The sequence below is a fragment of the Acinetobacter sp. KH_038 genome, assembly GCF_057839405.1.
Window position 1 is genome coordinate 1,550,611 of the sequence record NZ_CM174489.1, and the last position, 26,322, is coordinate 1,576,932.

The following is a 26,322-nucleotide window of genomic DNA, read 5'->3' on the forward strand; positions in this document are numbered from 1 at the left end:
AAATCTTCCAATAGTTTAGACGATAAAACATTTTTAAATACCAATAAGCATTGAGAGAATACTATAAATTTTCAACACTAGGTACTCTTAACGGAGTACATACCATGACGACTTATTTCAAACCGCTAACAAGTGAACAAGCACCTGAAGAAGCGAAGCAACGCCTCATTAATGCTGAAAAAGCCAATGGTTTTAGTTCAAACCTTTTAGGCGTTTTGGCATATGCACCAACTGCGTTAGAAATGTACCAAACCGTTTCTGAAATCAATAGCCGTAGCAGCTTGAGCATTCAAGAACGTGAAGTGGTGCAATTGGTTGCAGCAACAGATAATGGCTGTACCTTCTGTGTTGCAGGTCATACTGCTTTGGCAAAAAATAAAGCCAAGCTTGCCCCTGAAATTGTTCAGGCTTTACGTGATCAGACCGAATTACCAGAAGCACGCTTAAATGCACTATCAACTTTTGCACGTAAAGCACTCATCACTAAAGGTGCTGTAGATGAGCAAACCACTCAAGCATTCTTCGATGCCGGTTTTACTCAACAAAATGCTTTAGATGTGTTATTGGGCCTAAGCCTTGCGACCCTATGCAACTATGCAAATAGCTTGGCACGCACCGAACTGAATAGCCAACTTGCTGCACATCAATGGGAACCAAAAAATGCTTAATGCTGCTTTAGCTGTTTGGTTAGAACAGCATGCAGAGGCTTTAAATGCAGGCGAAGCAGACGTCAGTCTTGCTTTGCTTCAGAAATTAGGTCAAGCCGATGTATTTAGACAAGGGGTACCTGAGCAATTTGGTGGATTGGGCAATACCTTAAAAGATGCAATTGAAACGATAGCTCAAGTTGCTGAGTATTCAGTTACAGCAGCTTTTGTGAGCTGGAGTCAACGTACTTATATTGAGTATCTACTCACAGCAAAAGCAGATGTTTTAGACGAATTTCGTTTTGATGAACTGCTTGCTGGTGAATATGCCGGTGCAACAGGCTTATCCAATGCCATGAAATTCCTTTCAGGCCTAGAACCATTACAAATTCAGGCTGAAGCAGTAGAGGGAGGTTGGAAACTGAATGGCAAACTGCCATGGGTGACCAACTTTCATCCAAATGGTTTTTCTGTCGCCGTAGCTGCAGATAGCGCACAAGGTCCTTTATTATTCCTTGTTCCTTCTAGTTGTGCCGGCTTTGACCGTCGACCCAACCTGGAATTGATCGGATTGAAGGGCAGTTCTACCGCAGCGGCTATTCTGACGGATGTATGGGTATCACCAAACGAACTGTTAAGTGACCAAGCCAAACAATATCTTCCTGCGATTCGTCCGGCATTTTTAGGTCTACAGTGTGCATTATCGATTGGGCTGATTAAGCGTAGCGTGCAGCAAGTGATTGCCAAAAAGCATTCGAATTTGGTCAATGATCAGGTGAATGATATTCAGCAGCAGTTAGCAGCTCATGTAGCAGCCCTGTTTAGCGGCTTGGAGTCTGGACAATTTGTCACTCAGGCGCGCCGTCTGTTTGAAATTAGAATTGCACTCAGTGAACTGACCCAACAGGCAATTCAGCTTGAATTGTGCAGTACCGGCGGCAAATGCTATTTGACACCTTATGAAGATGGCTTTACCCGACGTTTAAAAGAGTCAGCCTTTATTCCAATTGTGACACCAAGTGTTTTGCAATTAAAAACTGAACTTTCACGTTTAAGTGCCTGATACATGAAAGATAGACAAGCCTTACTCACTGCAACACAACTCACCATCAGTCATGCTGGTAAAAAGCAGCCCGTGATTGATGGTGCTGATTTTAACATTCAACAGGGCGAAATCATTACCATTTTGGGGCCAAGTGGTGTGGGTAAGTCGACTTTATTGTCGACAATTGCCGGGTTACATGCGCCAGAAAAGGGACAAGTTAAGTTATTAGACAAGCCGGTTGTTCAGCAGAAATCTGAAATGGCTTTTATGTTTCAAACGGCCGTATTACTGCCTTGGCTAAACATTTCTGAGAATGTGGCGTTTGGGCAAAATTTTAAGCAGCAACCTAAACAAAATGAATCAGAAATCCAGGCTAGGGTGAGTAATGCCTTGAAACGGGTGAAGCTCGAGCATATTCCACATGCCAAACCTAACACCTTATCAGGTGGTATGGCACAACGTGTGGCATTGGCACGTGCTTTAGCCAAGGCCCCAAGACTGTTGTTACTTGATGAACCCTTCAGCGCATTAGACGAACTGAATCGCGCCCAGTTACAAAAACTGCTGGTAGATTTAGTTCACAGCCAAGAGATTGGTGCTGCAGTCATGATCACGCATGATATTGATGAAGCTTTATTAATCTCTGATCGTATTTTCTTTTTATCAGGCCAACCTGCCAACATTAGCCAGATATGGACATTATCGCCTAATCATCCACGTGATATTTGGGAAAATGAGTTTTCTCAGATTCGTAATGAAATTTTAAGATTGCTACATCAACATCAAGCCAAAATGCTCGAAAAAATTTAAGGAAATAGCCATGTGTGATGACGATATTAATCACTCTCGTCGAGAATTTCTTAAATTGATGGGGATTTTTGCCGGTACTGCCGCTTTACCCATGCAAGCCAGTTTGGCACAAACCAAATCTGAAAGTACGCAGACCAAACGGGTACGAATTGGTTATATTCCCATTACCGATGCAACACCTTTATTGGTTGCTTATCAAAACAAGCTATTCGAAAAACAGGGATTAAAAGTTGACCCGCCTATTTTATTCCGAAGCTGGGCACAACTGGTTGAAGCTTTTTTATCTGGCAGTGTGAATGTGATTCACTTGTTGTCACCAATGGCAGTATGGACCCGTTTTGGCAGTCATTTTCCGGCAAAAATTGTGGCATGGAATCATACTGGCGGTTCAGCACTGACTGTTGCAAAACATATCAATAGTTTAAAAGATTTAGGTGGAAAACAGGTTGCGATCCCGTTTTGGTATTCAGTGCACAACGTGGTTTTACAAGAAATGCTGCGTAATGCTGGCCTGAAAGTGATCACCAAACAAAAGGGGAAATTGGCAGGCAATGAAGTGGGTATTATCGTTTTGTCACCTTCAGATATGCCACCTGCACTCTTGAGCAAGCAGATCTCAGGTTATTTGGTCGCAGAACCGTTTAATGCCATTGCAGAACATCTCAAGATTGGGAAAATTTTACGATTCACTGGTGATATTTGGAAAAAACATGCCTGCTGTGTGGTGTATATGCATGAAAAGGACTTACAGCAACAGCCCGAATGGTCACAAAAAGTCGTGAATGGTATTGTGGAAGCGCAACTGTGGTGTCGTAATCATCGTGCTGAAGTTGCAAAATTGATTTCACGTGAGCATAAACCTCGTTTAACACCCCATATTCATGCTGTAATTTCTCAGGTGATCAATCCTGATCCGGCACGACAAAAGCTATATTTAAGTACAGGTGCTATTCAACATCCTGCATGGCAAGAAAATCGTATCGATTTTCAACCTTATCCCTTTGAAAGTTATACCGTCGAGTTGATCAGACGGATGCGCCATACTCAGGTTGAAGGTAATCCTGCGTTTTTAAAACAACTGAATCCAACTTTAGCGGCCCGTCAATTGGTCGATGACCGTTTTGTTAAAAAAGCCATTCAAAAATTGGGCGGCATGAAAGCATTTGGTCTGACTGAGTCCTTTACCCGTCAGGAAGTTTTTCAATTATGAACAAGAGCGTGATGCCAAATTGGCAATATCATAGTTATGGATTGATTGGGCTGATCAGTTGTTTTGGGCTATGGCTATTTGCAGGAATGTATATTCCGGAAGGTTTTTTTCAGCAATTTACTTTAAATGCAACATTGCTCAAGTTTTTAGTTTTGATTCAAGACAGTGAAACCTACGTCCATATTTGGATGAGTATTCAACGCGTGTTGGTCGGGCTGGGTATTGCTCTGGTTATTGGCATTCCAGTAGGGCTGCTGATTGGGCAAAATCAGAAAGCAGATGCATTGACCTCTCAAATTTTTCAGTTTTTGCGCATGATTTCTCCCTTGTCATGGATGCCTATTGCGGTGATGATTTTAGGGGTCGGTGATAAACCAATTTATTTCCTGCTAGCTTTTGCTGCGGTCTGGCCGATTATTCTGAATACAGCAACAGGCGTGAAGAAAGTTGATCCACAATTGTTAAAGCTTGCACATAGCCTAGATGCGACCCCACGTGAGATCCTGCAAAAAATCATCTGGCCAAGTGTACTTGGGCAAGTATTGGTGGGCTTGCGTTTAGCCATTGGCATTGTCTGGATTGTTTTAGTTCCTAGTGAAATGTTGGGCGTAAGCTCTGGACTAGGTTATTTTATTTTAGATGCGCGTGACCGTCTGGATTATACTGAACTCCTTTCAATTATTTTAATCATTGGATTTATCGGGTTTATTCTAGATCGTTTAGTCATTAATTTACAAAAGTGGGTCTCAGTTTAATCCCACATAAAAAGCCCGAGTTGATCGGGCTTTTTTATATCCTGAAAATATTCTATTCAGTGCTGCTGTCTATTTGAACAGGAAGAAATTTTCCTGTAAACAGACCTAATTCAAATAAACCCCACATCGGTACGGCAAGCAATAACATACTGAGAACGTCCGGTGGAGTAATAAACATTGAAACAAAGAAACAGCCCACAATAATAAACTTTCGCTTCTGTACCAACTGTTCCAAAGTCACCAGTCTTGAAAGTAATAACAGCATAATCAGCACTGGAATTTCAAAACACAGACCAAAAGTAAAAAACAGTTTTAAGCAAAAGCTTAAATAACTGCTGATATCTGTCATGGGCAAAACAGTATCAGGCGCGATATGCATAAAAAAATACAGCACAGAAGGGAGGACGACATACCGTGAGAAACCGATGCCGAGATAAAATAAAATCAAGCTTGAACTCGACAGTGCCAGGATCAATTTTTTTTCTTGCATATACAGTGCAGGCGCGATAAAACGCCATATACGCCAGATTAGAAATGGCAAGCAGATTAAAAATGCGATAAACAGCGTTAATTTGAAAGGTGCTGTAAATGTCGTTGTAATATCTGTAGCAATCATTTGGCTATTGGCAGGTAATGCTTGTAATAATGGCTCTGCAAATATCTCATAAAGTGTTTGAGCAAAAGGTAATAAACATAGAAAGACAACGGCCAACATACATATCATCTGAAGCAGACATTTTCTGAGTATTGTTAAATGACCTAGTAAATGTATAACAGTTGAAGACTGATCTGGAGATGCCATGAAAGTAATGTCTAATTAGATATAGGAAGAAATGTTACGCTGATTTAAGGTCATGTAACTTAAGGGATAAAGATGAAAATATTCTGCTTGATCTATAGGAACAATAGCTTCAATCTTGCCTAGACTGCTGTAAGGCAAGCCAATATAGACTGGCTCATCGGAATGTAACTCTGCATAAATTTTCTGACTGAGTATTTGTTCCAGATCTTTTACTTTGTTGATTTCTGCTTCGAGCGTTTGTTGCAGCTCATTAAGTTTAAGTTCCCGCTCTACATCGGTTTGAAAGTTTTGTAACAGGCATTTAACCTTGTGATAGAGTTGATAGGCAGATTTTAATAGTTCTAACAGCTTTTCAGGGCCTAAGAAAATCAAGGCAAAGCTGATAAAAAACAGCAGCTCAAATAAACCAATATTTAGCATGGGAGAACAGGGGAAATGTGGTCAGTCAGGATTGTTGATTCTTACTTTTAGTTTGTGATATTTCATCTTTATCAGCATCATTTTGCATTGAGGTTTTCAAATCCTTAAATACCCCGCCCAAATCTTTACCTAAATTTTTCAATTTTGCTGTACCAAATAATAAAATTAAAACCAAGGCAAATAAGGCCAAGTGTCCAAGTGATAAACCCATCATGCAGTGTCTCTAGATCGTTATATTCAACGAGCTATTTTAAACGATACATTGCTCTTCTTAATCACATTAAGTGATTAGCTATTTACTTATTATTTAATAGAATTTTAGAACAATTATTTATGCCTATGGATTTATTATAACTTCAACAGAAAACAGGTCAATCATGACTGCCAGTTCAACTTTAAATGCTTCAGATATCGTTTAAGGCTTTAAGCATGTTATTAATTTAATTAGTCATTTTCTAGCTAAAAAGTTAGCAGCGAATAGGTGGCTATTCAATCTATAACTTACATTAGCTACATGTTTATTGGGGATAGCTCGATAAAATCCACCCAAATAATGCCATGCATTTTTTGCATGGCATTATTAAATTTTGCATTATCGTTTTCCCTTAAAAACAGTGACACTTGCCACAGTTAATTGCTAGATCGAGGATTCTGCAATTTTCTTTTTAAAATCGAATCTACAAAAATTGATCAACATGGAAAGTCATCAATGCCTTGCTATTAAGTTAGTAAACATAATGCGAAGAAGATTAGAGAAGGAACTATTTTTATGAACCAGAAAAAATTGCTCAAATATATCTTGATTGCAATGATCTCGGGAATACTCATTGGTTGGGCCTTTCATAGCACCTTAACAACAGCTCAAATAACGGAAATTTCAACCTACTTCAAGATAGTCACGGATGTATTCCTCAGATTAATTAAAATGATTATTGCACCTTTGGTTTTTGCCACAATTGTTTCTGGCTTAATTTCAATGGGTAAATCGTCTTCTTTGGGATCAATTACGCTAAAGGCAATGGGATGGTTTATTGGCGCATCATTTATTTCACTGTTGCTGGGAATGGGCTTAGCAAATCTGTTCCAGCCAGGCTCAGGTATGAATTTAAGCGTCCCGAAAGAAGTTGTAGATGTAGGAGTTAGTGCTTCGAGTTTAAGCCTGGAAACATTTATTACCCATATTTTCCCGCGCAGTTTCGCAGAGGCCATGGCAAATAATGAAATATTACAAATTTTAGTTTTTGCGATTTTCTTTGGTTCGGCATTGGCCTATGTTCAGAATCGTAGTGAAGCTACCGTGATTGGCCGAATTATTGATGAACTTTGTAAGGTCATGTTCCGGATTACGGATTATGTTATGGCTTTTGCACCTATTGCAGTTTTTGCAGCCATTGCCTCGGCCATTACTGTTCAAGGACCGAAGTTGATCCTCGATTATAGTATCTTTATCGGACAGTTTTATGCTGGCTTATTGATTCTCTGGATCATTTTAATTGGCTTTGGCTATATTTTCCTGAAAAAAGACGTTTTTAGATTAATGCGTGCGGTACGAGAACCAACTATGTTGGCATTTGCAACCGCCAGTAGTGAATCGGCTTATCCAAAGACCATGGATGCTTTAGATCGATTTGGTGTGCCAAAACGCATTACCAGCTTCGTTCTTCCATTAGGCTATTCATTTAATCTTGATGGTTCAATGATGTATATGGCATTTGCAGTATTATTCATCGCGCAAGCCTATAATATTGACTTGAGTTTTGCGCAGCAAGCATTGATATTATTTACTTTGATGATTACCAGTAAAGGAATTGCAGGTGTTTCTCGTGCCTCTATTGTCGTGATAGCTTCAACGCTTGCTATGTTCAAACTTCCTGAAGCTGGTATTTTATTAATTTTAGCTATCGATCAATTTTTAGATATGGGAAGAACTGCAACCAATGTCATTGGAAACAGTATTGCTACAGCGGTAATTGCCCGTACTGAAGGTAATAAGCATGATCTTCCAGAAGAAGAAGGGGTTGCCGCAGATCCCCTTATTCCTGTAAATCGATTGGCTGATAATAGTTAAGGTACTTTATAAATTGAGTCAAAGCAGAGACATCACTTAATTAGTTCGACTAAAAATTAACTTCTAAAACATATAGCACATTTTTATTGTGCTATATGTTTTTAAAAATCACCTGTTTATTCTAATAAACTAATACGTCTATGTTTCAACAACTGACCATTCTTCAAATAAAGCGATAGACCTCAAGACAGTGTGAATCGGCCTTATTCTTTTAATGAGCTCAAGCATATTTCTGCAATATGTCAGTATTTATGCCAATATACAGTTTAGTTTTTACGATGATATTCAGACTGATATATTTTCATTTTTATTTTTCAAGCAGAGGAGAGCTGTTAATTTCTTCAAGTGGATACGCCGTTTATGATAGCCAACTGCAATGAATGACAGTATAACAGTCAGTCTTATTTCCTTTTGATGGTATCAATTATTATAGGGTGATATTAAACAAAATCAACAACTTAAAAAACTAAATAATAAAAATTGAGTGCACAATAAATTTCAGTTGAATAATTTATCTTCCAAAAATCCTATTACTTAATTAGTTCCTCTAAGATAATCATACCATTCATTTAGACCAAAATTTCAAAATAAGAGCCAATTTAATATTTTTAAATTAAATACCCATAAATAGAAATGACCTAAATCACTTCAGGTCATTAAGTTAAAAAATATTAAAAAACTTACAGTTATATAGAAATTCTATCTATAAACTACCTTCTGAAAAGGTGGTAGACATTTAACTTATTTCAGGCTGGCTGGTTAGTGTATTCCAGATATAATTGATCTTATTTGTAAATACTATCTTTTGCCTAATAAGATATACATCCTGGAATAAATTATATTCACTAGAATCGATAACTGCCAATTTACCCTCATGAATTTCTTTTTCAACTAAAAGTTTAGGTAGCCAGGCAATACCTAAACCTTGCAAGACTAATTCTTTTAAATCACCTGCATTATCTGTTTCATACAGGGTTCGGTAATCTAATTTATTTTCAATGGCTTCATCTACACAGCTTCTTAGATAAGCCTGTTTACTATACGCTAGCAAGGGAAACGACTGTGCAAATGAATACTTTAAAGTATTATTATCATTTAATGCAGTTATAGGTAATATTTCCATTTCAAAAATTTTATGAAAAATAAAAAAAGAGGGATCAAGTTGCTCTAAAGTTTTGTGATCACAATAAGTAATTAAAAAATCGCAAGAACCATCTTTGAGTAAACGCATTCCTTGTTTTAGATTAGCAGCAATAATTTCTAACTTTAAATCTTCCATGCTGGTCGATAATTGATGAATAAACCGAGGGAAAAACTGTGTAATTAAAGAATGAGAAACTGCAAATTTAACTGTTAACTCATCGTTTTTAATATTTTTTTCGAGATACCTGATAGTTGTATCCAGCTGGTTTTTAATACTTTTAGAAGATGCCAACAAGACTTGACCTCCTTCTGTGAAATCAATGTTTTTACTGTATCTCTTTAAAATTTTGAAACCTAATGCATTTTCAATATTCTGAATCCTACGTGTAAATGCGGATTGGGTAACATGTCTTATTTCCGCTGCCTGGGAGATTGATTTCTCTTGTTCAAGAGCAAGTAAATCTTCGATCCATCGAATTTCTAATGCCATAATTAATCCTTAGTATATAAAAAATACTTTTGTGAATTATAATCTATTATGCAAAAAATACATACATGAATATTTTTTTACATTATGAAAAACTTACTATCCATCTTAATATAAATTCATTGGAAATTAGAGTCTGTTTAAATGAATATTAAGATTAACACACGTACTGAAAAAGATTTATTGGGCTATAAAGAAATTCCAGCTCATTGTTATTATGGTATCCAAACTTTAAGAGCCTTAGAAAACTTTAACTTAAGCCAGAACAAATTAAGTCAGTTTCCTGTTTTTATTAATGCACTGGCAATGGTTAAATCAGCATGTGCACATGCAAATTTCAAACTAAACAAGCTTGATGAAAATAAAAATAATGCGATTCAATATGCCTGCCAGCAAATTCTAGATTATAAGCATCATGATCAGTTCCCAATTGATATGATTCAGGGAGGGGCAGGAACCTCAACCAATATGAATATAAATGAAGTGATTGCCAATATTGGTTTAGAACATTTACAGCATTTAAAGGGTGAATATCAATATTTACACCCAAACAACGATGTTAATATGTCACAATCTACCAATGATGTTTATCCTACAGCAATAAAAATTGGTTTAATTTCTGCAATAGAACAGTTAAATTACCCGTTTCAAGGTTTAATTCAAAGCTTTAAAAATAAATCAGATGAGTTTTCTGATATTTTAAAAATGGGTCGTACCCAGTTGCAAGATGCTGTTCCGATGACTTTAGGTCAAGAGTTTGGTGCTTTTGCCACTACGTTGCAAAATGATTTGAATAAGCTCAATCAAATTATGCCAGATGCTTTAAGTGTGGTGAATTTAGGAGGAACTGCAATTGGAACGGGTATTAATACTGAAGTAAAGTACCGTGAATTTGCGATAGCCTCATTATCCGAGATAATGCAACGAAAGATTAGTAGTGCACCTGATCTGATTGAGGCAACTTCTGATATGGGTGATTTTGTTCTATTATCTAGCTTATTAAAGCGTACAGCGACCAAGCTATCAAAAATCGCCAATGATCTGCGTTTACTTTCGAGTGGGCCACGTACAGGTATAAATGAAATCCATTTAGAACCACGTCAACCTGGTAGCTCAATTATGCCAGGTAAGGTTAACCCAGTTATTCCAGAAGCTATGAATCTGGTCTGTTATCAAGTTATTGCTAATGATTTGGCCATAACTTTAGCTGCAGAAGCAGGCCAGTTACAATTAAATGCGATGGAACCTTTAATTGCGTTCAAACTATATGAGTCTATTGATTTATTAGGCAAAGCCATGCAGATGTTCCAATATAAATGTATTGAAAATATACGTGCAAATATTAAACATTGTCAGGAAAATGTTGAAAATTCAATTGGGATTATTACTGCATTGAATCCTTATTTAGGTTATGAAACAACAACACGTATCGCAAAACAAGCTAATGAATTAGGCCAAAGTGTTCTAGCTTTAATCAAAGCCGAGAATCTACTATCAGATCAAATTTTGGCTGATGCTCTCGCTGTTAAAAATATGGTAAAACCTAAACAAAGTGCTTAATAATATGTTGCATCGAGCTAATTAGATCCTCTGTTCATAGCGAGAAAGTGAGATTCGGTAGATAAATCAAACTCACTCCTCGCTATAACTTTGTAGGATGCTAACTGATTAGCATAGGTTAAAACTAAAAATCGATGAGCAGTAGAAATCAAAGATTAAGCTGCATCTAAAAAAATTATGCCAATTGATATAAAATTAAATAGTAGATCTCTTGTATAAATCAAAAAATGATCGTTATATTCAAACTCATATTAAAAATCTATTCTCCCTCTGCGATGAGAAGTATTGCTTCGCAATAGAATGAGATGATTTCTAAGAAAAACCTTTCCCTTAAGCAGCAGTGCTGCGTAGTGATTCAAGAATAATTTATGACAGACCCCCCAATATCGAATGAGATAATGGTTGCACTTTACTTAATTGAATATTCCTAAAAAATCCAATTCAAAATCTATTAATGAAGATAGGGGTGGGATACATAAAATAAACTCTTTAATTAAAAACTTCTTTGCAAAATTAAAAATCAGTATTATTTCGACTCATAGAGATCAACCAGAAAAAAATATGGAAGCTCATTTTTTCTATTTTATTTTTATCCATGTATGAAATTCTTTCCAATAAACACATAGAGTAATTTGCTGCTGTTTAACCTCAAAACTAAAGCCAGGAGCTTAATTTGATAATTCAGCCGCTGGCTATAGTCCTTCTGTTTTCAAATCAGTTTCTTATTCATCATCTGGAATTATCTCTATAAAAAAATTATAGATTTTTTTATGCTTAATATTCCCAGAACATCTTTTGAATCTGTTGAGTATCATTGGTCTTGGTTAATGCCAAAGCAGTCAAAATTCGGGATTTTTGCGGATTTAAATCGTGCGCGGCGATCCAGCCATATTTATCATCAGGCTGCTCGGCATTACGAATAATAAAACCTTGTGGGACACGTGATGAACGTACAATCTGGATGCCTTTCTCATCATGGAGTTTTCTTACTTCTGGCACTAGATAATTCGCCATAGAGCCATTACCAGTTCCTGCATGAATAATCGCTTTTACACCTGCTTTGGAAAATGCCTGGTATGCATCAGGGATCATGGAACTTGAACCATAAACAATTTGAACATTAGGTAATGTATTACCCTGAATATTTTCAATATTAAATTCAGAGTTTTTGGTATGTTTTTTCACTGAACTTCTGAACCAATAGGGCTTTCCTTCAACTAAAGTACCCAAAGCTCCCCATTGGCTCACAAAAGCGTTGGTATGAATATTGATGCCTTTAGTTACATCCCGTGCAGAAAAAATTGAATCATTCATTAAGACCATTACGCCTTTATTTTTGGCATCATCTGAAGAAGCCAAAGCAACGGCGCTATATAAATTTAATGGACCATCTGCAGAAAGGGCAGTTGAAGGCCGCATAGAGCCAACCAGTACAATAGGTTTATCAGTATGTATGACTAAATTTAAGAAGAAGGCTGTTTCTTCCATAGTATCTGTACCATGGGTAATCACAACTCCATTCACAGATGGTTTCTTCACCAAATCATTGACTTGGCGCGCTAAAGACAACAATTCTTTATCCGTAATACTTTCAGATGCAATTTGTAGTGCCTGTATTCCTGTTACATTTGCCAGATCATTTAATTGTGGTACAGCTTTGATCAGTGTATCCACTGGGACTTTAGCTGCACTATAAGTTGCACTATTGGTAGAATTTTCACCAGCGCCAGCAATCGTGCCGCCAGTAGCAACGACTACGACATTATTTTTTGCATAAATTGTCATTGAAGATGCTAAAAGGGTGAATATGAAGCCACATATTTTTAAATTTTTACTTATCATTCATCTAATCCTAATTTTTAAATTCCCTTAATAATAATGTTTGATTTAAGCAAACATTAGCAATATTAAAGATTTTTTAAGCAATATCGTCATTGGCATTTTGTATATTTTCTTAAAAATTTCCATGTAAATTATTCATAGAAAAATAATTTTTTGCATTTTTAATTCTAAGCAAAATTTGATAAATATTGAGGTCGTTATATAAAGATGATACAGGGAAATTTAATAATCGTTTGGAAGTGCTTCTTGGCAAGGATCAGATCAGATTCAGGCTAGTACAACATAACTCGCATTCTATGCACTACATTCAACTTATATTTACTTAAAAGCTGGCTCAGAAGCTTTCTTAAAAATAATTACTTCACTTTTCAAAGCTTTATTTTAATAAGATTAGATTTTTCTCTTGTATTAAGTTCATGAAACTACTATAGGCTTGATAGATACAACATGCAATTCGCAAAGTGTTTAAGAGCCAATTGTTCGCTATATAGCAAATTTTGGATAGGTATAGTAAAATATTCGCTATATAGCAAATTTTGGATAGGTATAGTAAAATATTCGCTATATAGCAAACTTATATATGCAGGTTAGCGATATTTCGCTAAATGGCAAACAAATGAGGTGAGTTTATGGCTAGTCGTGCGGAGATAGGAATAAGAATACGTGAGGCAAGACAGAAATTAGATTACACACAACAAATGATGGCAAAAAAATCTGGAGTCAATAAATCGACCATTTCTGAAATAGAAAATGGTCATTTCACAGGTTCATTTGATATTTTTGAACGTCTAATAGATGCGGTTGGATTACAGTTTGAAGTCACGCCCAAAAAACGAAATCTGCCAAATTGGAACGAGATCGACACTCTATTTAGTGAAGAAGATTAATGGACAACTTTCAACTACCAACAGAAATCAAGTCTATTGAAGTATTTACAGATGATTTCAAACAAGGCTTGTTGACGCATAGTGGGCATTATTACTATCAACCAGTACAAGAACAAAGATTTGTATCCCTTACCATGACTTTGCCTGATATGCAGGGATATTCACATGGGGCATTACATCCTATTTTCTCCCAGAATTTACCAGAGGGGCATAATCGCCATTTTATTGCCAGTAAACTTGCCAGATATGCCAATGTCAATGAAATGTATTTATTGGCTCTGCAAGAAGCGAATGGTATTGGCATGTTGTCCTATAAAAGTGAATTGCAATTACCAGAAGTAGAAATAGTAAGCCTGGATGAAATTCTTAACTACAATAGCCAAGTTCCACTTTTTCCACAGTTATTAGAAAAATACTATTTACGAAATTCCTTAGCTGGCGTTCAGCCCAAAGTTAGTATTCCCAATGTGACAAGCATTACGGAGCGTACTGTTCAACAAAAAGACCTGATTGTTAAGTCTTATGATGCAGACTTTGATTTACTGACGGTAAATGAATTTGTCTGTATGGAGGCAGCTCGTTATTGTGGTTTGCAACCACCCAAAACATATTTATCAGCCAATTTAGAAACATATATTATTGAGCGTTTTGATAAAGCTGCTGATGGAACCAAATTAGGCTATGAGGATTTTACGACTCTTCTTAAAAGGTCTAATGACCCAAACGAGAAGTACAAAGGTAGCTACGAAAACTTGCTAAAAGCCACCTATCTATACACCCGAAGTGAAGCAGAAGTCGTAAAAATGTATAAGTACATTGTTTTTAATTGCCTGATCGGGAACGGTGATGCTCATCTTAAAAACTTTGCTCTGCAATATACGCCAGATATGAGCGAGATCTTTGTATCGCCACCTTTCGATATCACACATACACTTATATATAAAAATATTGATAATCAGCTCGCCCTTAAAATAAATGGCAGCAAGCAATTCCCGACTAAGTCAGAGCTGTTGAAATTGGCTGAAAGCCCTGAATTTCGCATTAGAAATGCCAAAGAAATTATAGAGTATTTCAGTGATCAAATTGCTGATTATTTAAATTTATCCAATGAAATTAAATACTTAGATGGACTGCGAGAATCTATTGAGCAGAATCTATCAAAGGTAATGAGAACTCATTCAATCAAGCCTGTATATAGACATGACAAAAAGAAAAAGTACAAATAACCCATCCTGCAATAATTTACAACCATAGTTAACTACTACGGGGAAGCTCAAAATACGTATTATCAATTTGCTATTGAATACAGAATAAAGCTTCTAGATTTCTTGGTTTTTACCTGGTAATTGGGGGAAGATTAACCCAGAACATCCATATAGAGCAATACAATTCAACTGATTTATTTATATATAAATCAGTAGTTTATATAGAATATAAAATTGAATTATTATAATAATTTAAGATATTCGATTTTATAGTTTTAACAGTTCATGAACTTTTAAATGAATCAAAAATTTTCTGAGCAAGTGAATTTAATAATTCATATTTAAATTTCTGAGTTTTGAAATTAAGGTCATCGGATTAATTCCCAGCAATTTGGCAGCACCATCTTCACCAAAAATATTTTATTCACCCAGCTAATTATAACGCTATAGCTCGAATATGTTTCTGGCTACAAGAGAGATAGGGTATTTAGGCTGTTAACAAGTCAGCTTAGTTAAAATGGCTGACCAGAACAGGAATGTTTTCTTTGCGTTCACGTAGAGCTGGTGAGAAGACTTGAAATACATTCAGAGGGAAATAAAGATCTTCACGGATTGGAAGTTCGCCAACTCATTAGATATCTTTTGTTCTAACTGGATACTTTTGACTTCAAACATGGTGAACTTCATGAACTAAAATTTAGATCAACTTAAAATACTGAGGCTAGGGTTTCTGTTTGGCTTTTTGGCGTAAGACATACAAATATAAGTTTTCTACTTTTTCACGTGCCCATGGTGTGGTACGTAAGAATCGTAATGATGATTTAACACTTGGATCTATACAAAAACACCTAATTTCAATTTTACGACTTAAGCCTTCAAAGCCACCGTAGTAATCCAATAATTCATCCAAAATGTCAGCAAGTTTTTTGCCGTGTAGAGGGTCATTGGAGGCATTCATGATAGATCAACCATATTTTGGGAGGTCATTATTATAACCTGAGCTAGTTAGAAAATGAGAGGGTTGGAATTTAAACTTATTAAAATAAGTAATTGAATTTTGGTTTAAGAACAGAAGATATGAAGTTATTGTCTGGTATAAATTATTTAACATAATATACATTATACGAAATCAGTATTATAAGTTCCAAATAGAAATGTCCGCTTTTAGAATATGTACTTTTGCAATTTCCTTAGCGAACGGTTTGATATGTTGGTATCTATGCCTGACAAAGAAATTCAACGTGTGCTGTACTGTAAAACGTGCGAGATCATCGTATTACCCAAGTCCGTGCTGCTGAAATCCTCAATCTTTCTACCCGCCAAATTACCTGGTTATACCCAGGCTGCTCAGCTACTTCATATTTCAAAACGTCAGATCAGACGCTTACTGCAAAAATACAAAGCTTAAATCTCATGCTATAAATTAATTCAGCTTAACCAGCCAGTAATTGTTGAGAATCAACATTTGAGTTCTGTACTGGTACATATTCAACAGCAACTTAACGACGAGATCTGAATATTGCTTAACTTGGAAATACCTGTATAGGACATTTCCATATGATCTCAAGGTGATATTCTTCTACTTTTAAGAAATAAAACTTAATATAATCAAATACTTATTTGTGATTATCTTATATTTAAAGGCGCACTAACAGCAGCCAAACTGCTGCCTTTTTAATAATTGAATTTTATAGCAACCTGCAAGATCTCATTTCAATATGTTCTTTGGTATATATGGCTGCTCCTTGGCTTTAATCAGTTTATCTTTAAATTGATTTCATGCTGATTTCTTCAAATATCTCTTTTAGGATCATCGATGCGCGTGTGAACGAGAGCCAGCAATTCAGCATCTTCATCTGAAAACAAAGCTTTTTCACCAGAGGCTTTCAGGACGTAGCAAGGTACTCGAGAATACTTGTAAGGAAATCTGTAGGCGCCATATTTTACAGTGCGAGCGTGTTCCTTTTAAATGCTGCTATATTTAAAATCATATTCGATTAAAAGGTATCTAAAAAATCAGGAGCTATCAATCCCCTTTTCATCTTCACATTCTGTTCACGACACGCTGCTTAAAGTATAAACATACACTGAATATGGATCGTGATCATGAGATATGTAAAAACAATAACGGCAGCAGCCTTATCCTTACCGCTATTATTTTTAACAGGATGTAAAAGTATTCCCAGCTATTCATCAGATTATGCAAAAGCCAGAACCAATATTCAGGGTATAGCACTAGATCAGGCTAAAGCTCAAGACATCGGCATCCGCTTTACCTCAGCCTTTAATACTTTAGGTACACCGGCATTTGTCGAAAGAGCTGGTTCACTGTATGCCGATCAACTTTTTATCAACGATACCCTGTCTCAATTTTCATCCCGTAAAAATCTGCTAGAGCAATTTGAAGGCATGAATAAAAGGGTCAGTAATGTCAGCGTTAAACTATTAAACACCTCATATTATCGCGACTCTGCTTATGTGCACTGGCATATGACTTATGATTTTAAAATGTTTGGCACGAGTCGAAGCATGGATTCTTTTGGCATCAGTGAAATCAAGGTCAACGAGGACAATAAGATTATTTTCCAGCAAGATTTCTGGGATCCGGCAAATGGTCTGTATCGTTCAATTCCTTATGTAGGAGGTGCTTATTCATGGGTATTGCCTTTCAAAAAATAGCGATAAGCACAGCGTTATTGATGGGATCTGGCATCAGCTCATGGACTCAAGCACAGGCCTTAAATCAATGTGGTACTGGTCCATTACTGGTAGGCCAAAAGCAGGTCGGTGCTGCCAGTTATTTTGCCCAGGACTGTAGCCTGCCCTGGCAAGATCAGAATATCCAGATGGATTTTTCTTATAGCCATAATATTCCGGAGTGGGCATTTAAGCGCGCGGCTACACATCTATTGAAACGTAATGTTAAAAATGCCAAAACACAAGCCCTGTTTAACCCCGTCACCGATCTGTATCGTCCGGTCAGATCAGGTGACCTGTACCGTCTGAAATATACACATGCCACGCAAACCTTGAGCTTATCCTTAAACCGGCAGAATCTGGGGCAACTCCAGCATCCACTTGCCCAGCAATATTTTAATATATGGCTTGGCCCGCAGCCATTTAGTGCTAAATTGAAACAGCAATTATTAAATTAGTATCCGCAGCTATGACCAAACATTTTATCCTGATGGTTGAAGACCATTATGAACTGGCCTCTACCTTGTGCGAGTTTCTGGAAGAACATGATTTTGTGGTCGATCACGCCCGAAATCTGAATGCTGCACGTCAGTTATTGAAACAGCAGCGTTATCATATTCTGCTCTTAGACATTAATTTGCCGGATGGTTCTGGTTATGAACTGTGTGAATGGCTGCGTCATGAACAAGGTCTGGATCTACCGGTTTTGATGCTCACTGCTCGGGATACACTGGATGACAAACTCAAGGGTTTTAATGCCGGGACAGATGATTATCTGGTCAAGCCCTTTGATTTTAATGAACTAGTGGTTCGGGTCAAAGCCCTGATCAAGCGTTCCCTGGGTGAAGTTTCCAGTAGTCGCCTGCAAATTCACGATCTGATTTTAGACCCTGCCACACAGCAATTAACCCGGGCTGGACAAAGCATTGAATTGCCGCCAATTCAGTTCAAGTTATTGAAACTGCTGATGCGCCATTCACCTAAAGTACTGACCAAACAGGAAATCATGCTGGAACTCTGGGGGGATGAAGAACCGGAAAGTGATGCCCTGCGCAGCCACATTTATAATTTACGCAAAATGGTCGACAAGCCTTTTGAGCAGAAACTGATTCACACCATATCTGGCGTGGGTTTAAAGATTGCTTTAGAAGCCTAGGCCGTGCGAGGCTGCAACTCAGTTTAAATACACCACCACGATCAGGCCGGTGGTCATCGCCAGATCAACCTCCTGATGGGTGCTGAGATAATACTGCCGGTCAAACAGTTCAACCCGCCAGCCCAGCTGTTTGCATAACTTCTGTACCAGTTGCAGCCCGATACCATGTCCTTTGATCTCCAGTTGTAACTGCTGGCCAGACAGCTCCTGAACTTTAGAATTATTGGGTAGAGAGATCCCGACGCCATTGTCAGCGATCAATACCGTATTTTTTTGCAAAATCACATCAATTTCTGTGCCTTGCGAATAGTTCAGTGCATTGCGCAGAATATTGCCAAAGACCATTTTGGTCATGGATGGATAAAGTTTACGTGGCTGTTCATCCAGATCTTTTTGCAGGTCAATCTGCATGCCTTTGTTATGACTGACACTTTGCAGATCTTGCACCAGATTGTCCAGACATTCTGACAGCATGGTCGGTTCAGCAGTTAAGGTATTGGTAGTATTGCGTGCGATGGCCAGTAAGGTATCGACCAGCAACTGCATATCTTCAATGGTGTTATGCAGACGGGTAAATGACTTGTTGTCGCCATAGCGTGCCTGACACAACTGCACATTGCCTTTTAAAATGGTCAGTGGCGTGCGCAGTTCATGACTGACATCTCCAGTAAATTCACGTTCGCGCTGAATAAACTCGCTTAACACCTGATGGTATTTTTCCAGTGCCTGCTTGAGATATTCTGCTTCCAGATTGGAGTCGGTCCGGATGTCCTGAAAGGGTGAAGCCTGATTCTTCTGATGTTCCCAGTCAATATGCTCTAGTGCATTGGCCAGACGGGTTATTGGAGAAAAATAGCGCCGGGCACGCCGGTTCCACCACCACAACACGCTATACAGCACAAACAGGCTGACCATTAATGGGGCCAGACCAAACAGCCAGACCAGCTTGTTGACATTGCTTTCGCCAAAGACCAGTAGGACATGTTGCCCATCTTTTTGACCGTACACGGTCATGCGTTCCTTGCCATCCACAAAATGCCGATTTACACCCTGCTCAAGATGCATCTGTTGAAACTGTGCAGGAGGCGTGTCAGACCAGCGGTAACCATACAGGTTTTTGGTATCGGGTAACTCTGCGGCCGGATTATTCTCCAGCCGCTGCCAATAATGCGACATTTCCTGGTCCAGCGCAGTTCTGAGCAAAGAGCCTTTGACTACCCAGGCACTACAGCCAATCCCGATCACCACAGACAGGGCAATAAATCCGATTTGTAACCAGTAGTAGCGGTTAAACACTTCTCCGAGAGGATGATCACGTTGATCCCTAAACAGCTTTAACATGGATGCTTTCCCCGCTGGCCCATCTGATGCGCGGCTCAATTAGACGGCTTTATTTTTAAACAGAAAGTGACCAATTACCCACTCACGTCCATGATCATAACCAAACAGCTCGGCACAAGCCATAAAGAAAATCCGCCAGCGTTGCCACCAGATTGCGGCATCTGCACCATAGGTTTGTTCAAACAGCGGTTGCAGATCGGCCTGCTTACGATCCATATTCTCCAGCCAGGCATTTGCGGTACGCTCATATTGTGTGCCGTCCCATTGCCAGTGCTGTTCCAGCTGTAAATGCGACTGAAAATGCAGGAAAGTCGAGGCTGCAGGCATCAAGCCACCGCTGAAGAAGTATTTCGACATCCAGTCAAACTCATTTTTAATTTCAAACGGGTAATGTAGAAAACGGTGACAGAAAATATGACACCACAATAAGCCATCCCTTTTGAGCCAGAGACTGATGTTTTCAAACAGTTTCTGATAATTGCGCACATGCTCAAACATTTCCACTGAAACTACCCGATCAAATGATTCTGCTTCTAGTTGCAAGACATTGACGTCGCAGGTAATTACCGTCAGGTTATCCAGTTTTTTTAACCGGGCCTGTTCCTGAATATACTGGCGCTGGGTCGAAGAATTAGACACCACCATAATGCGGGCTTTCGGATAATGCTCGGCCATATACAGACTTAAAGAGCCCCAGCCACAGCCAATTTCTAAAATGTCCTGGCCTTCTTGCAGTTGTGCACGCTGGCAATAGCTGGCCAGTGCTGCCTCTTCGGCCTGATCCAGGGTGCTATGTGCATGTTCAAACAGACTGGCACTGTATTTTAGACGCTTGCCCAGCACCGCCTGAAAAAATTCGGTTGGCAGTTCATAATGCTGCTCGTTGGCCTTGTCGGTCTCAATGGCAATCTCGCTGTTTTTGAGCATGCTGAGCACGTCCATATAACGCTGTGCTGCCAATACCGGATCATAACGTCCTTCCTGTGCCAGGCGTTTTTTGCTTAAAGTGCGAATACCTGCCCGAATGACTGGATCAGGTAACTTGCCACTTTCAACCAGTTTTAAAGATTGTTGAATCATAAAGTTCATGAATTTACCTACTCTTTGGGTGGCCACAGAATAAACATTGAAGTTCGTTGTTGATAAGCTTTGTAGTTGTCGCCACGATGTGCCAGTGCCTGCTGCTCACTAAAAGGAATTCCGGTGATGTAGTATAAAAACAGCCACATCAGCAGCGGATAGACCCATAACCCATAAACGCCTGCCGCCAGACCGAGGATGGGATAGGCAAACCAGTGCAGCCATTCAAAAAAATAATTCGGATGCCGCGAGTATTTCCATAGTCCTCGATCCAGAGTTTTACCGCTATTTTGTGGATCAAGCTTGAAACGGTAAAGTTGCTGGTCAGCCGTGCTTTCTCCAATCAGGGCCAACAGCATGATGAAACCTGCAACCAATACGGTCATCAGGGTCGAGTCATTCCATTGCTGAGCTGGAATATTCAGCAGTTCCAGCATCGGATAGGAAAACAGTACCACCAGCCCGGCCTGAAACATAAAAAAGGCCAGAAAGCCCAAATGCTGATAACGACCCATGGCCCGGCGCATATTGGCATAGCGGGTATCTTCCTCAGTTTCACTGGCATAGCGACGCAGCAGATGCCAGGTCAGCCTTAAAAACCAGATGCCACTCGCGATTCCCAGGAACATGCGCACCAGTAGCGGTGCAGTTTCCATGACCCAGGCGGCAATGATGACATTGAGGGCAATACTAAAACTCCAGCTGACATCGACCAGTCCGGCTCTGCGGTTGTAAGTCACCAGTACCCAGCTACATAGCATGATGAAAACATTCAGCAAAAATAAATCCAGCAGCATATCCGCCCTCCTGTTTTATCTGGGCTTAATACGCACTGGCTTCAAATAGCAGATGTACATCACTGATCACGCCCTCCCGGAAGCCGCCTTCGCAATAGCACAGATAAAAATCCCACATACGGATAAAGCGCTCATCAAAACCGAGTTGCAGCACCTGATCACGCTGCTCTAGAAAACGCTGACGCCAGCAGTTCAGGGTTTGCGCATAGCTCTGGCCAATATCTTCCAGATGCTTGAGTCGCAGTTTTTGTTCAGAAGCCGCCTGAGTCATGACACTGATACAGGGAATAAAACTGCCCGGAAAAATATAGCGCTTGATATAATCCACTGTATTCAGGGCTTTGGCATAACGTGCATCTTCGATGGTGATGGCCTGAATCAGAGCCAGACCATTCGGTTTCAACAATTCACGGCATTTATTAAAATAGGTCGCTAAATACTGCTCACCTACCGCCTCGATCATTTCAATCGAGACCAGCTTGTCATATTTGCCATCCAGTAAACGGTAATCTTTCAGCTGTACACTCACGCGATGTGACAATCCGGCTGCAGCGATCCGGGCAACGGCTTCATCATATTGCGCTTGAGAAATAGTAATGGTCGTGACCTTGCAGCCATAATGCTGCGCTGCATAAATGGCAAAACCACCCCAGCCACTGCCAATTTCAACCAGATGATCCATCGGTTTAAGCTGCAATTTCTGGCAGATCAGTTCTTTTTTATAATCCGAAGCCTGTTCCAGACTCATGTCGGTTTCTTTAAACACCGCACTTGAATACATCATGCTGGAGTCCAGAAACAGCTTAAAAAAGTCGTTGCTCAGGTCATAATGCTCGGCAATATTTTTGCGGCTACCATCAATCGAATTTTTTCGGGATTTATACCAGGTCTTTAACAGGAACTGGCTGGCCTTAGCCACTGCATTCTGATTCATCCGATCAAGTACATCGCGGTTTCGTGCCAGAATGCGGATCACATTGACCAGATCGTCACTGCTCCAGTATCCATGAATAAAGCCCTCAGCAGCACCGAGTACCCCATTGCGAAATAGTAGATCCATCAGACGTGTATCATGTACCTGAATCACTGCTTGCAGATCACTACTTTCCCCGACTGCCCCATCCCAGACGCCTTTAAAAATCAGCTGACCATGACGCAATTTCAGTAGATGGCGTAGCACCACAGGGAGTGACGTATGCTCACCCATGAACAGTGTTTTCATAACAAGGTGTTTCCTTTTTCTTTTTTAGGATGTCGGTAAAACGGGATTTTATTTTTCCATAAACGCAAGGCATGCAGATAAATCCCGCTGATCATCCTGAACGGCTCAAGAACTTTAAACACAGCATAACGATGCTGTTGTGAAGGAAGTGTGATGGCCTTTAGAGAAAATTTCAGGGTGGCATCAAATTGCAAAATTTCCTGCTCAAACAGCTGCATATGAATTACATTTTGCGTGTCAGAAAAGCTAAAGCGCCAGCGATAATCCAGCGCCATGGGCATAAAGGGCGACACATGAAACGCTTTTTTAAAATCAAACTGGTGAGTCTGATACGGTGCGTGTTCAGCTAGATTATGCCGGCAGTCGTGAATATAAACCTGACGTTCATTCCAGGGCGTGTTGGTGATTTCACTCAGTACAAAAATAAGCTGTTCTGTGGCATCAAAGACCAGATAGAACACCACCGAATTAAAACGAAACCCCAGTGTCCGTGGTAAAGCCAGCACCCGGATCGAAGCAGTATGCGCCAACAGATAGTTTTCCCGCTTGATCAGCAGACGTGCAACTTTCTGCCGGATCGAACCACATTCCATGGTCAGAAAATCTCGCTCATCCAGGGTCAGTAAATTCCAGCGGCTCAAGGACCATAACCAGGATTTCTGGCTAAATTTTGCAAGCTGATCGGGGTCAAACCAGAGGTAGCTCAGTGTGGTTTCAAAAGCATAGGCTTTAGGCAAATAGCGGCGATGCCGAATTTGAGCAGAAGCAATCGCCAGTGGATAGATCTGCATCATGCACTCCTAGGCGGCCTGTTCGGACTGTTGTAATAGCTGATCGACCACCCAGGCAGCACTACGGGCACCATCTTCGTGAAAGCCCCAACCCCAGTAAGCACCGCAATATGAAGTTCGGTTTTGAGCATTGATTTCGGCCCAGCGTTGTTGTGCCTGAATGGCAGCTACATCAAATACTGGATGACGATAATGCCGTTCTACCCAGACTTTTTTAGGATCCAGAGAAAAATTTGGATTCAAGGTAGCAAAGATCTGGGTGCTACAGCTCAGATTCTGTAATTGGTTCATCCAGTAACTGAAGCCATAGTGCATGCCACTGTGCTGGAACGGTGTCTGTTCAGCAGCCTGAGTCGGTGTCACATGTACATGCCAGCTGGCCCATTGACGTCGGGATTTAGGCATGATGCGGGTATCGGAATGCAGCACCATGCGGTTATCCTGATAACGAAACTTGCCAAGTACATCCAGTTCCTGTGCGGTCGGGTCTTGCAGTAACGCCAGGCTGTCATCGGCATGACTGGCAAAGATCACCCAGTCAAAACGCTGGCTGCCCTGTACAGTTTCAATGATGACATTATTGGCACTGCGGGATACCTGGAGAACACCGGTCTTGCAAAAACTGATATTCGACTGTGCCTGAATAGCCCGGACATAACGGGCTGATCCTCCTTTGACCGTGAGCCACAAAGGCCGATCTTTGAGCTGCAACATGCGATGCTGCTGAAAAAAGCTCACCACAAATTTATAGGGAATCTGTCCAGCCTGTTCTACCGGGCAAGACCACAGTGCCCCACACATCGGATAAAGGTGTTCCTGACGAAAGGCTTCTGAATAGCCATGCTGATTCAGATAGTCATCAATACTCAGCTGTGCATCAACCTGCCCGACATCAATATCTTTATTAGCAGCATAAAACCGGAACAGATCCGACAGCATATTGCGAAAATTCTTATTGAAAAAGTTCTGCGGCCTAAATAACAGGGAGAATTTTTTCGACGGATTGTACTGCAAACCAGTGACCTGATTATTTACCGAAAAACCCATATCGCTGCTTTGCGAATGAATACCGAGTTCTTTCAGCATGGCGCAAAATAACGGATAATTATGCTCATTAAACACAATAAAACCGCTGTCTACGGCCACCTGTTCGCCATCGATATTCAGTTGATGGGTATCGGTGTGACCACCGAAATAATTATTCTTTTCAAAGACAGTCACCTCATGCACTTTGCTGAGTTTCCAGGCGGCGTACAGACCGGAAATACCTGAACCAATAATCGCAATTTTCATGGTGATTCCTTCGATTGAATAGGAGTAATGCCTGTTTTGGTCATTTTTTTCTGTTTTCTGGCCTGGGCAATTTTGCTTACTTCATAGACCCGTGCCGGAATTGGTTTTAGACCCCAGACCAGCCCCAACCAGGACATGATTTTCAGAAGGTAATAAGTCACATCAATTTGCCACCAGTAAAAGCCCTGCCGGGCGCTACCTGCATAATAATGGTGATTGTTATGCCAGCCTTCCCCCAACGTGATGATAGACAGGAATAAATTGTTGCGGCTATGATCTTCAGTCTCAAAGTCACGGCTGCCGTAATGATGTGCCAGTGAATTGATACACAAGGTAGCGTGAATCAACAACACCGTAGACACCACAAAGCCCCAGACCAACAGTTGCAGCCCGGAAGTACCAAGTTGTGGCCAGGTGCTGGCCAGCCATTCTCCCAATGCATAAATTCCGCCCGCGGTCAGTAACACCACAATTAGACTGAAACGATCCAGCCAGACCAGTTCCGGATATTTCAGCCAGTCCTTAATGACCTCTTTACGCGTGGCAAAGTTATATTCATTCAGGAACCAGCCGACATGGCTATACCAAAAACCATGCGTAGAGGAATGTGGGTCTTGTAAGGTATCGGTATAACGGTGGTGATAACGGTGATGGGCCACCCACCATAAGGGGCCACGCTGCGCACTCATGGTTCCAATCAGTACAAACAGGAACTGTACCGGACGCGAAGTCTTAAACGTTTTATGCGACAGATAGCGATGAAAAAAAGCAGTAATTGAAAACATGCGGATCAGGTAGAACAGTAGCATAAACGCTATGGCAAACCAGGATACCCCTACCCAAAATACGGCTATACAGGCCAAATGCAACAGAATAAAGGGCAAAATCCTCAGCCACTGAATCTTGCTATTTTCAGCGCTTAGCGTTTCGGGCTGTGTGTTTGTGGACCAGCTGTCTATCCATCGCATCAGACTTTTCAACATGGACTCATCCTAATTTTAAGCAAGCATCTTTATCCTATTTGGTGAGTTTAATCAGTTAGATATCAATTTTATGTGAAGTAG

Annotated in this window: 25 protein-coding genes and 1 pseudogene; 12 read left to right on the top strand and 14 right to left on the bottom strand. The window is 39.8% G+C overall.

What is annotated here, in order from left to right:
* The first annotated feature begins 104 nt into the window (after positions 1-104).
* Genes AC3IT7_RS07255 through AC3IT7_RS07275 form a run of 5 tightly spaced genes read left to right on the top strand, consistent with a single transcriptional unit; the run spans position 105 to position 4,467 of the window.
* Entirely contained in the window at positions 105-668 is a 564-nt protein-coding gene (locus AC3IT7_RS07255; protein WP_489249934.1) for a carboxymuconolactone decarboxylase family protein, read from the top strand.
* Positions 661-1,710, top strand: a complete 1,050-nt coding sequence (locus tag AC3IT7_RS07260; protein WP_489249935.1) for a hypothetical protein — start codon at positions 661-663, stop codon at positions 1,708-1,710. Before AC3IT7_RS07255 ends, AC3IT7_RS07260 begins: the two co-directional genes overlap by 8 nt.
* A 3-nt stretch (positions 1,711-1,713) precedes the next feature.
* A complete protein-coding gene (locus AC3IT7_RS07265; protein ID WP_489249936.1) occupies positions 1,714-2,502 on the top strand; it encodes an ABC transporter ATP-binding protein in 789 nt (262 codons plus the stop codon).
* Between the two features lie 10 nt (positions 2,503-2,512).
* Entirely contained in the window at positions 2,513-3,712 is a 1,200-nt protein-coding gene (locus tag AC3IT7_RS07270; protein ID WP_489249937.1) for an ABC transporter substrate-binding protein, read from the top strand.
* Positions 3,709-4,467, top strand: coding sequence for an ABC transporter permease (locus tag AC3IT7_RS07275; protein WP_489249938.1), 759 nt, complete (start codon positions 3,709-3,711; stop codon positions 4,465-4,467). The genes AC3IT7_RS07270 and AC3IT7_RS07275 overlap by 4 nt, the downstream gene beginning before the upstream one ends.
* A 52-nt stretch (positions 4,468-4,519) precedes the next feature.
* On the opposite strand, the gene tatC is transcribed toward AC3IT7_RS07275, so the two are convergent.
* The 3 genes from tatC to AC3IT7_RS07290 are packed head-to-tail and all read right to left on the bottom strand — an operon-like array spanning position 4,520 to position 5,900.
* The gene (gene tatC / locus AC3IT7_RS07280; RefSeq protein WP_489249939.1) at positions 4,520-5,269 is read right to left on the bottom strand and encodes a twin-arginine translocase subunit TatC; all 750 of its coding nucleotides are present in this window, start codon (positions 5,267-5,269) and stop codon (positions 4,520-4,522) included.
* Positions 5,270-5,284: 15 nt separating this feature from the next.
* Positions 5,285-5,689, bottom strand: a complete 405-nt coding sequence (locus AC3IT7_RS07285) for a twin-arginine translocase TatA/TatE family subunit (protein ID WP_489249940.1) — start codon at positions 5,687-5,689, stop codon at positions 5,285-5,287.
* A gap of 25 nt (positions 5,690-5,714) precedes the next feature.
* Positions 5,715-5,900 carry a twin-arginine translocase TatA/TatE family subunit gene (locus AC3IT7_RS07290; protein WP_489249986.1) on the bottom strand — a complete coding sequence of 62 codons (186 nt, stop codon included), beginning with the start codon at positions 5,898-5,900 and terminating at the stop codon, positions 5,715-5,717.
* A 558-nt stretch (positions 5,901-6,458) separates the two neighbouring features.
* Between AC3IT7_RS07290 and AC3IT7_RS07295 the strand changes: the two genes are divergently transcribed.
* Complete coding sequence (locus tag AC3IT7_RS07295) at positions 6,459-7,757, top strand: dicarboxylate/amino acid:cation symporter (protein ID WP_489249941.1); 1,299 nt, start codon at positions 6,459-6,461, stop codon at positions 7,755-7,757.
* 736 nt (positions 7,758-8,493) lie between these two features.
* Here AC3IT7_RS07295 and AC3IT7_RS07300 read toward each other — a convergent pair.
* Positions 8,494-9,390, bottom strand: a complete 897-nt coding sequence (locus AC3IT7_RS07300) for a LysR substrate-binding domain-containing protein (RefSeq protein WP_489249942.1) — start codon at positions 9,388-9,390, stop codon at positions 8,494-8,496.
* Between the two features lie 141 nt (positions 9,391-9,531).
* Here AC3IT7_RS07300 and AC3IT7_RS07305 point away from each other — a divergent pair, with 141 nt between their 5' ends.
* Entirely contained in the window at positions 9,532-10,947 is a 1,416-nt protein-coding gene (locus AC3IT7_RS07305) for an aspartate ammonia-lyase (protein ID WP_489249943.1), read from the top strand.
* Between the two features lie 774 nt (positions 10,948-11,721).
* Here AC3IT7_RS07305 and AC3IT7_RS07310 read toward each other — a convergent pair.
* Positions 11,722-12,789, bottom strand: coding sequence for an asparaginase (locus AC3IT7_RS07310; RefSeq protein WP_489249944.1), 1,068 nt, complete (start codon positions 12,787-12,789; stop codon positions 11,722-11,724).
* Between the two features lie 629 nt (positions 12,790-13,418).
* Between AC3IT7_RS07310 and AC3IT7_RS07315 the strand changes: the two genes are divergently transcribed.
* On the top strand, positions 13,419-13,676 hold the full coding sequence (locus tag AC3IT7_RS07315) for a helix-turn-helix transcriptional regulator (RefSeq protein ID WP_489249945.1): 258 nt from the start codon (positions 13,419-13,421) through the stop codon (positions 13,674-13,676).
* Complete coding sequence (locus AC3IT7_RS07320) at positions 13,676-14,902, top strand: type II toxin-antitoxin system HipA family toxin (RefSeq protein WP_489249946.1); 1,227 nt, start codon at positions 13,676-13,678, stop codon at positions 14,900-14,902. The genes AC3IT7_RS07315 and AC3IT7_RS07320 overlap by 1 nt, the downstream gene beginning before the upstream one ends.
* A 477-nt stretch (positions 14,903-15,379) precedes the next feature.
* Here the strand turns inward: AC3IT7_RS07320 and AC3IT7_RS07325 are convergent.
* Positions 15,380-15,491, bottom strand: a pseudogene (locus tag AC3IT7_RS07325) (hypothetical protein); the annotation flags it as partial.
* Between the two features lie 111 nt (positions 15,492-15,602).
* On the bottom strand, positions 15,603-15,839 hold the full coding sequence (locus tag AC3IT7_RS07330) for a VF530 family protein (protein WP_489249947.1): 237 nt from the start codon (positions 15,837-15,839) through the stop codon (positions 15,603-15,605).
* 1,148 nt (positions 15,840-16,987) lie between these two features.
* On the opposite strand from AC3IT7_RS07330, the gene AC3IT7_RS07335 reads away from it, so the two are divergent.
* From AC3IT7_RS07335 to AC3IT7_RS07345, 3 genes are read left to right on the top strand one after another with little or no spacing between them, the layout of a single operon-like run.
* Positions 16,988-17,560 carry a nuclear transport factor 2 family protein gene (locus tag AC3IT7_RS07335; protein ID WP_489249948.1) on the top strand — a complete coding sequence of 191 codons (573 nt, stop codon included), beginning with the start codon at positions 16,988-16,990 and terminating at the stop codon, positions 17,558-17,560.
* Positions 17,536-18,036, top strand: a complete 501-nt coding sequence (locus AC3IT7_RS07340; protein ID WP_489249949.1) for a chalcone isomerase family protein — start codon at positions 17,536-17,538, stop codon at positions 18,034-18,036. Before AC3IT7_RS07335 ends, AC3IT7_RS07340 begins: the two co-directional genes overlap by 25 nt.
* Positions 18,037-18,047: 11 nt before the next feature.
* Positions 18,048-18,734: a response regulator transcription factor gene (locus tag AC3IT7_RS07345; RefSeq protein WP_489249950.1), complete on the top strand. Its 687-nt coding sequence runs from the start codon at positions 18,048-18,050 to the stop codon at positions 18,732-18,734.
* A gap of 18 nt (positions 18,735-18,752) precedes the next feature.
* Here the strand turns inward: AC3IT7_RS07345 and AC3IT7_RS07350 are convergent, their stop codons facing one another.
* Genes AC3IT7_RS07350 through AC3IT7_RS07380 form a run of 7 tightly spaced genes read right to left on the bottom strand, consistent with a single transcriptional unit; the run spans position 18,753 to position 26,241 of the window.
* Positions 18,753-20,075: a sensor histidine kinase gene (locus AC3IT7_RS07350; protein WP_475653548.1), complete on the bottom strand. Its 1,323-nt coding sequence runs from the start codon at positions 20,073-20,075 to the stop codon at positions 18,753-18,755.
* 39 nt (positions 20,076-20,114) lie between these two features.
* Positions 20,115-21,164 carry an SAM-dependent methyltransferase gene (locus AC3IT7_RS07355; RefSeq protein WP_489249951.1) on the bottom strand — a complete coding sequence of 350 codons (1,050 nt, stop codon included), beginning with the start codon at positions 21,162-21,164 and terminating at the stop codon, positions 20,115-20,117.
* Positions 21,165-21,172: 8 nt separating this feature from the next.
* A complete protein-coding gene (locus AC3IT7_RS07360; protein ID WP_489249952.1) occupies positions 21,173-21,952 on the bottom strand; it encodes a DUF1295 domain-containing protein in 780 nt (259 codons plus the stop codon).
* Positions 21,953-21,977: 25 nt separating this feature from the next.
* Positions 21,978-23,174 carry a class I SAM-dependent methyltransferase gene (locus AC3IT7_RS07365; RefSeq protein WP_489249953.1) on the bottom strand — a complete coding sequence of 399 codons (1,197 nt, stop codon included), beginning with the start codon at positions 23,172-23,174 and terminating at the stop codon, positions 21,978-21,980.
* The gene (locus tag AC3IT7_RS07370; protein ID WP_489249954.1) at positions 23,171-23,965 is read right to left on the bottom strand and encodes a DUF1365 domain-containing protein; all 795 of its coding nucleotides are present in this window, start codon (positions 23,963-23,965) and stop codon (positions 23,171-23,173) included. Before AC3IT7_RS07370 ends, AC3IT7_RS07365 begins: the two co-directional genes overlap by 4 nt.
* Positions 23,966-23,974: 9 nt before the next feature.
* Positions 23,975-25,258: an NAD(P)/FAD-dependent oxidoreductase gene (locus tag AC3IT7_RS07375; RefSeq protein WP_489249955.1), complete on the bottom strand. Its 1,284-nt coding sequence runs from the start codon at positions 25,256-25,258 to the stop codon at positions 23,975-23,977.
* Positions 25,255-26,241: an acyl-CoA desaturase gene (locus tag AC3IT7_RS07380; protein ID WP_489249956.1), complete on the bottom strand. Its 987-nt coding sequence runs from the start codon at positions 26,239-26,241 to the stop codon at positions 25,255-25,257. Before AC3IT7_RS07380 ends, AC3IT7_RS07375 begins: the two co-directional genes overlap by 4 nt.
* Between the last annotated feature and the right edge of the window lie 81 nt (positions 26,242-26,322).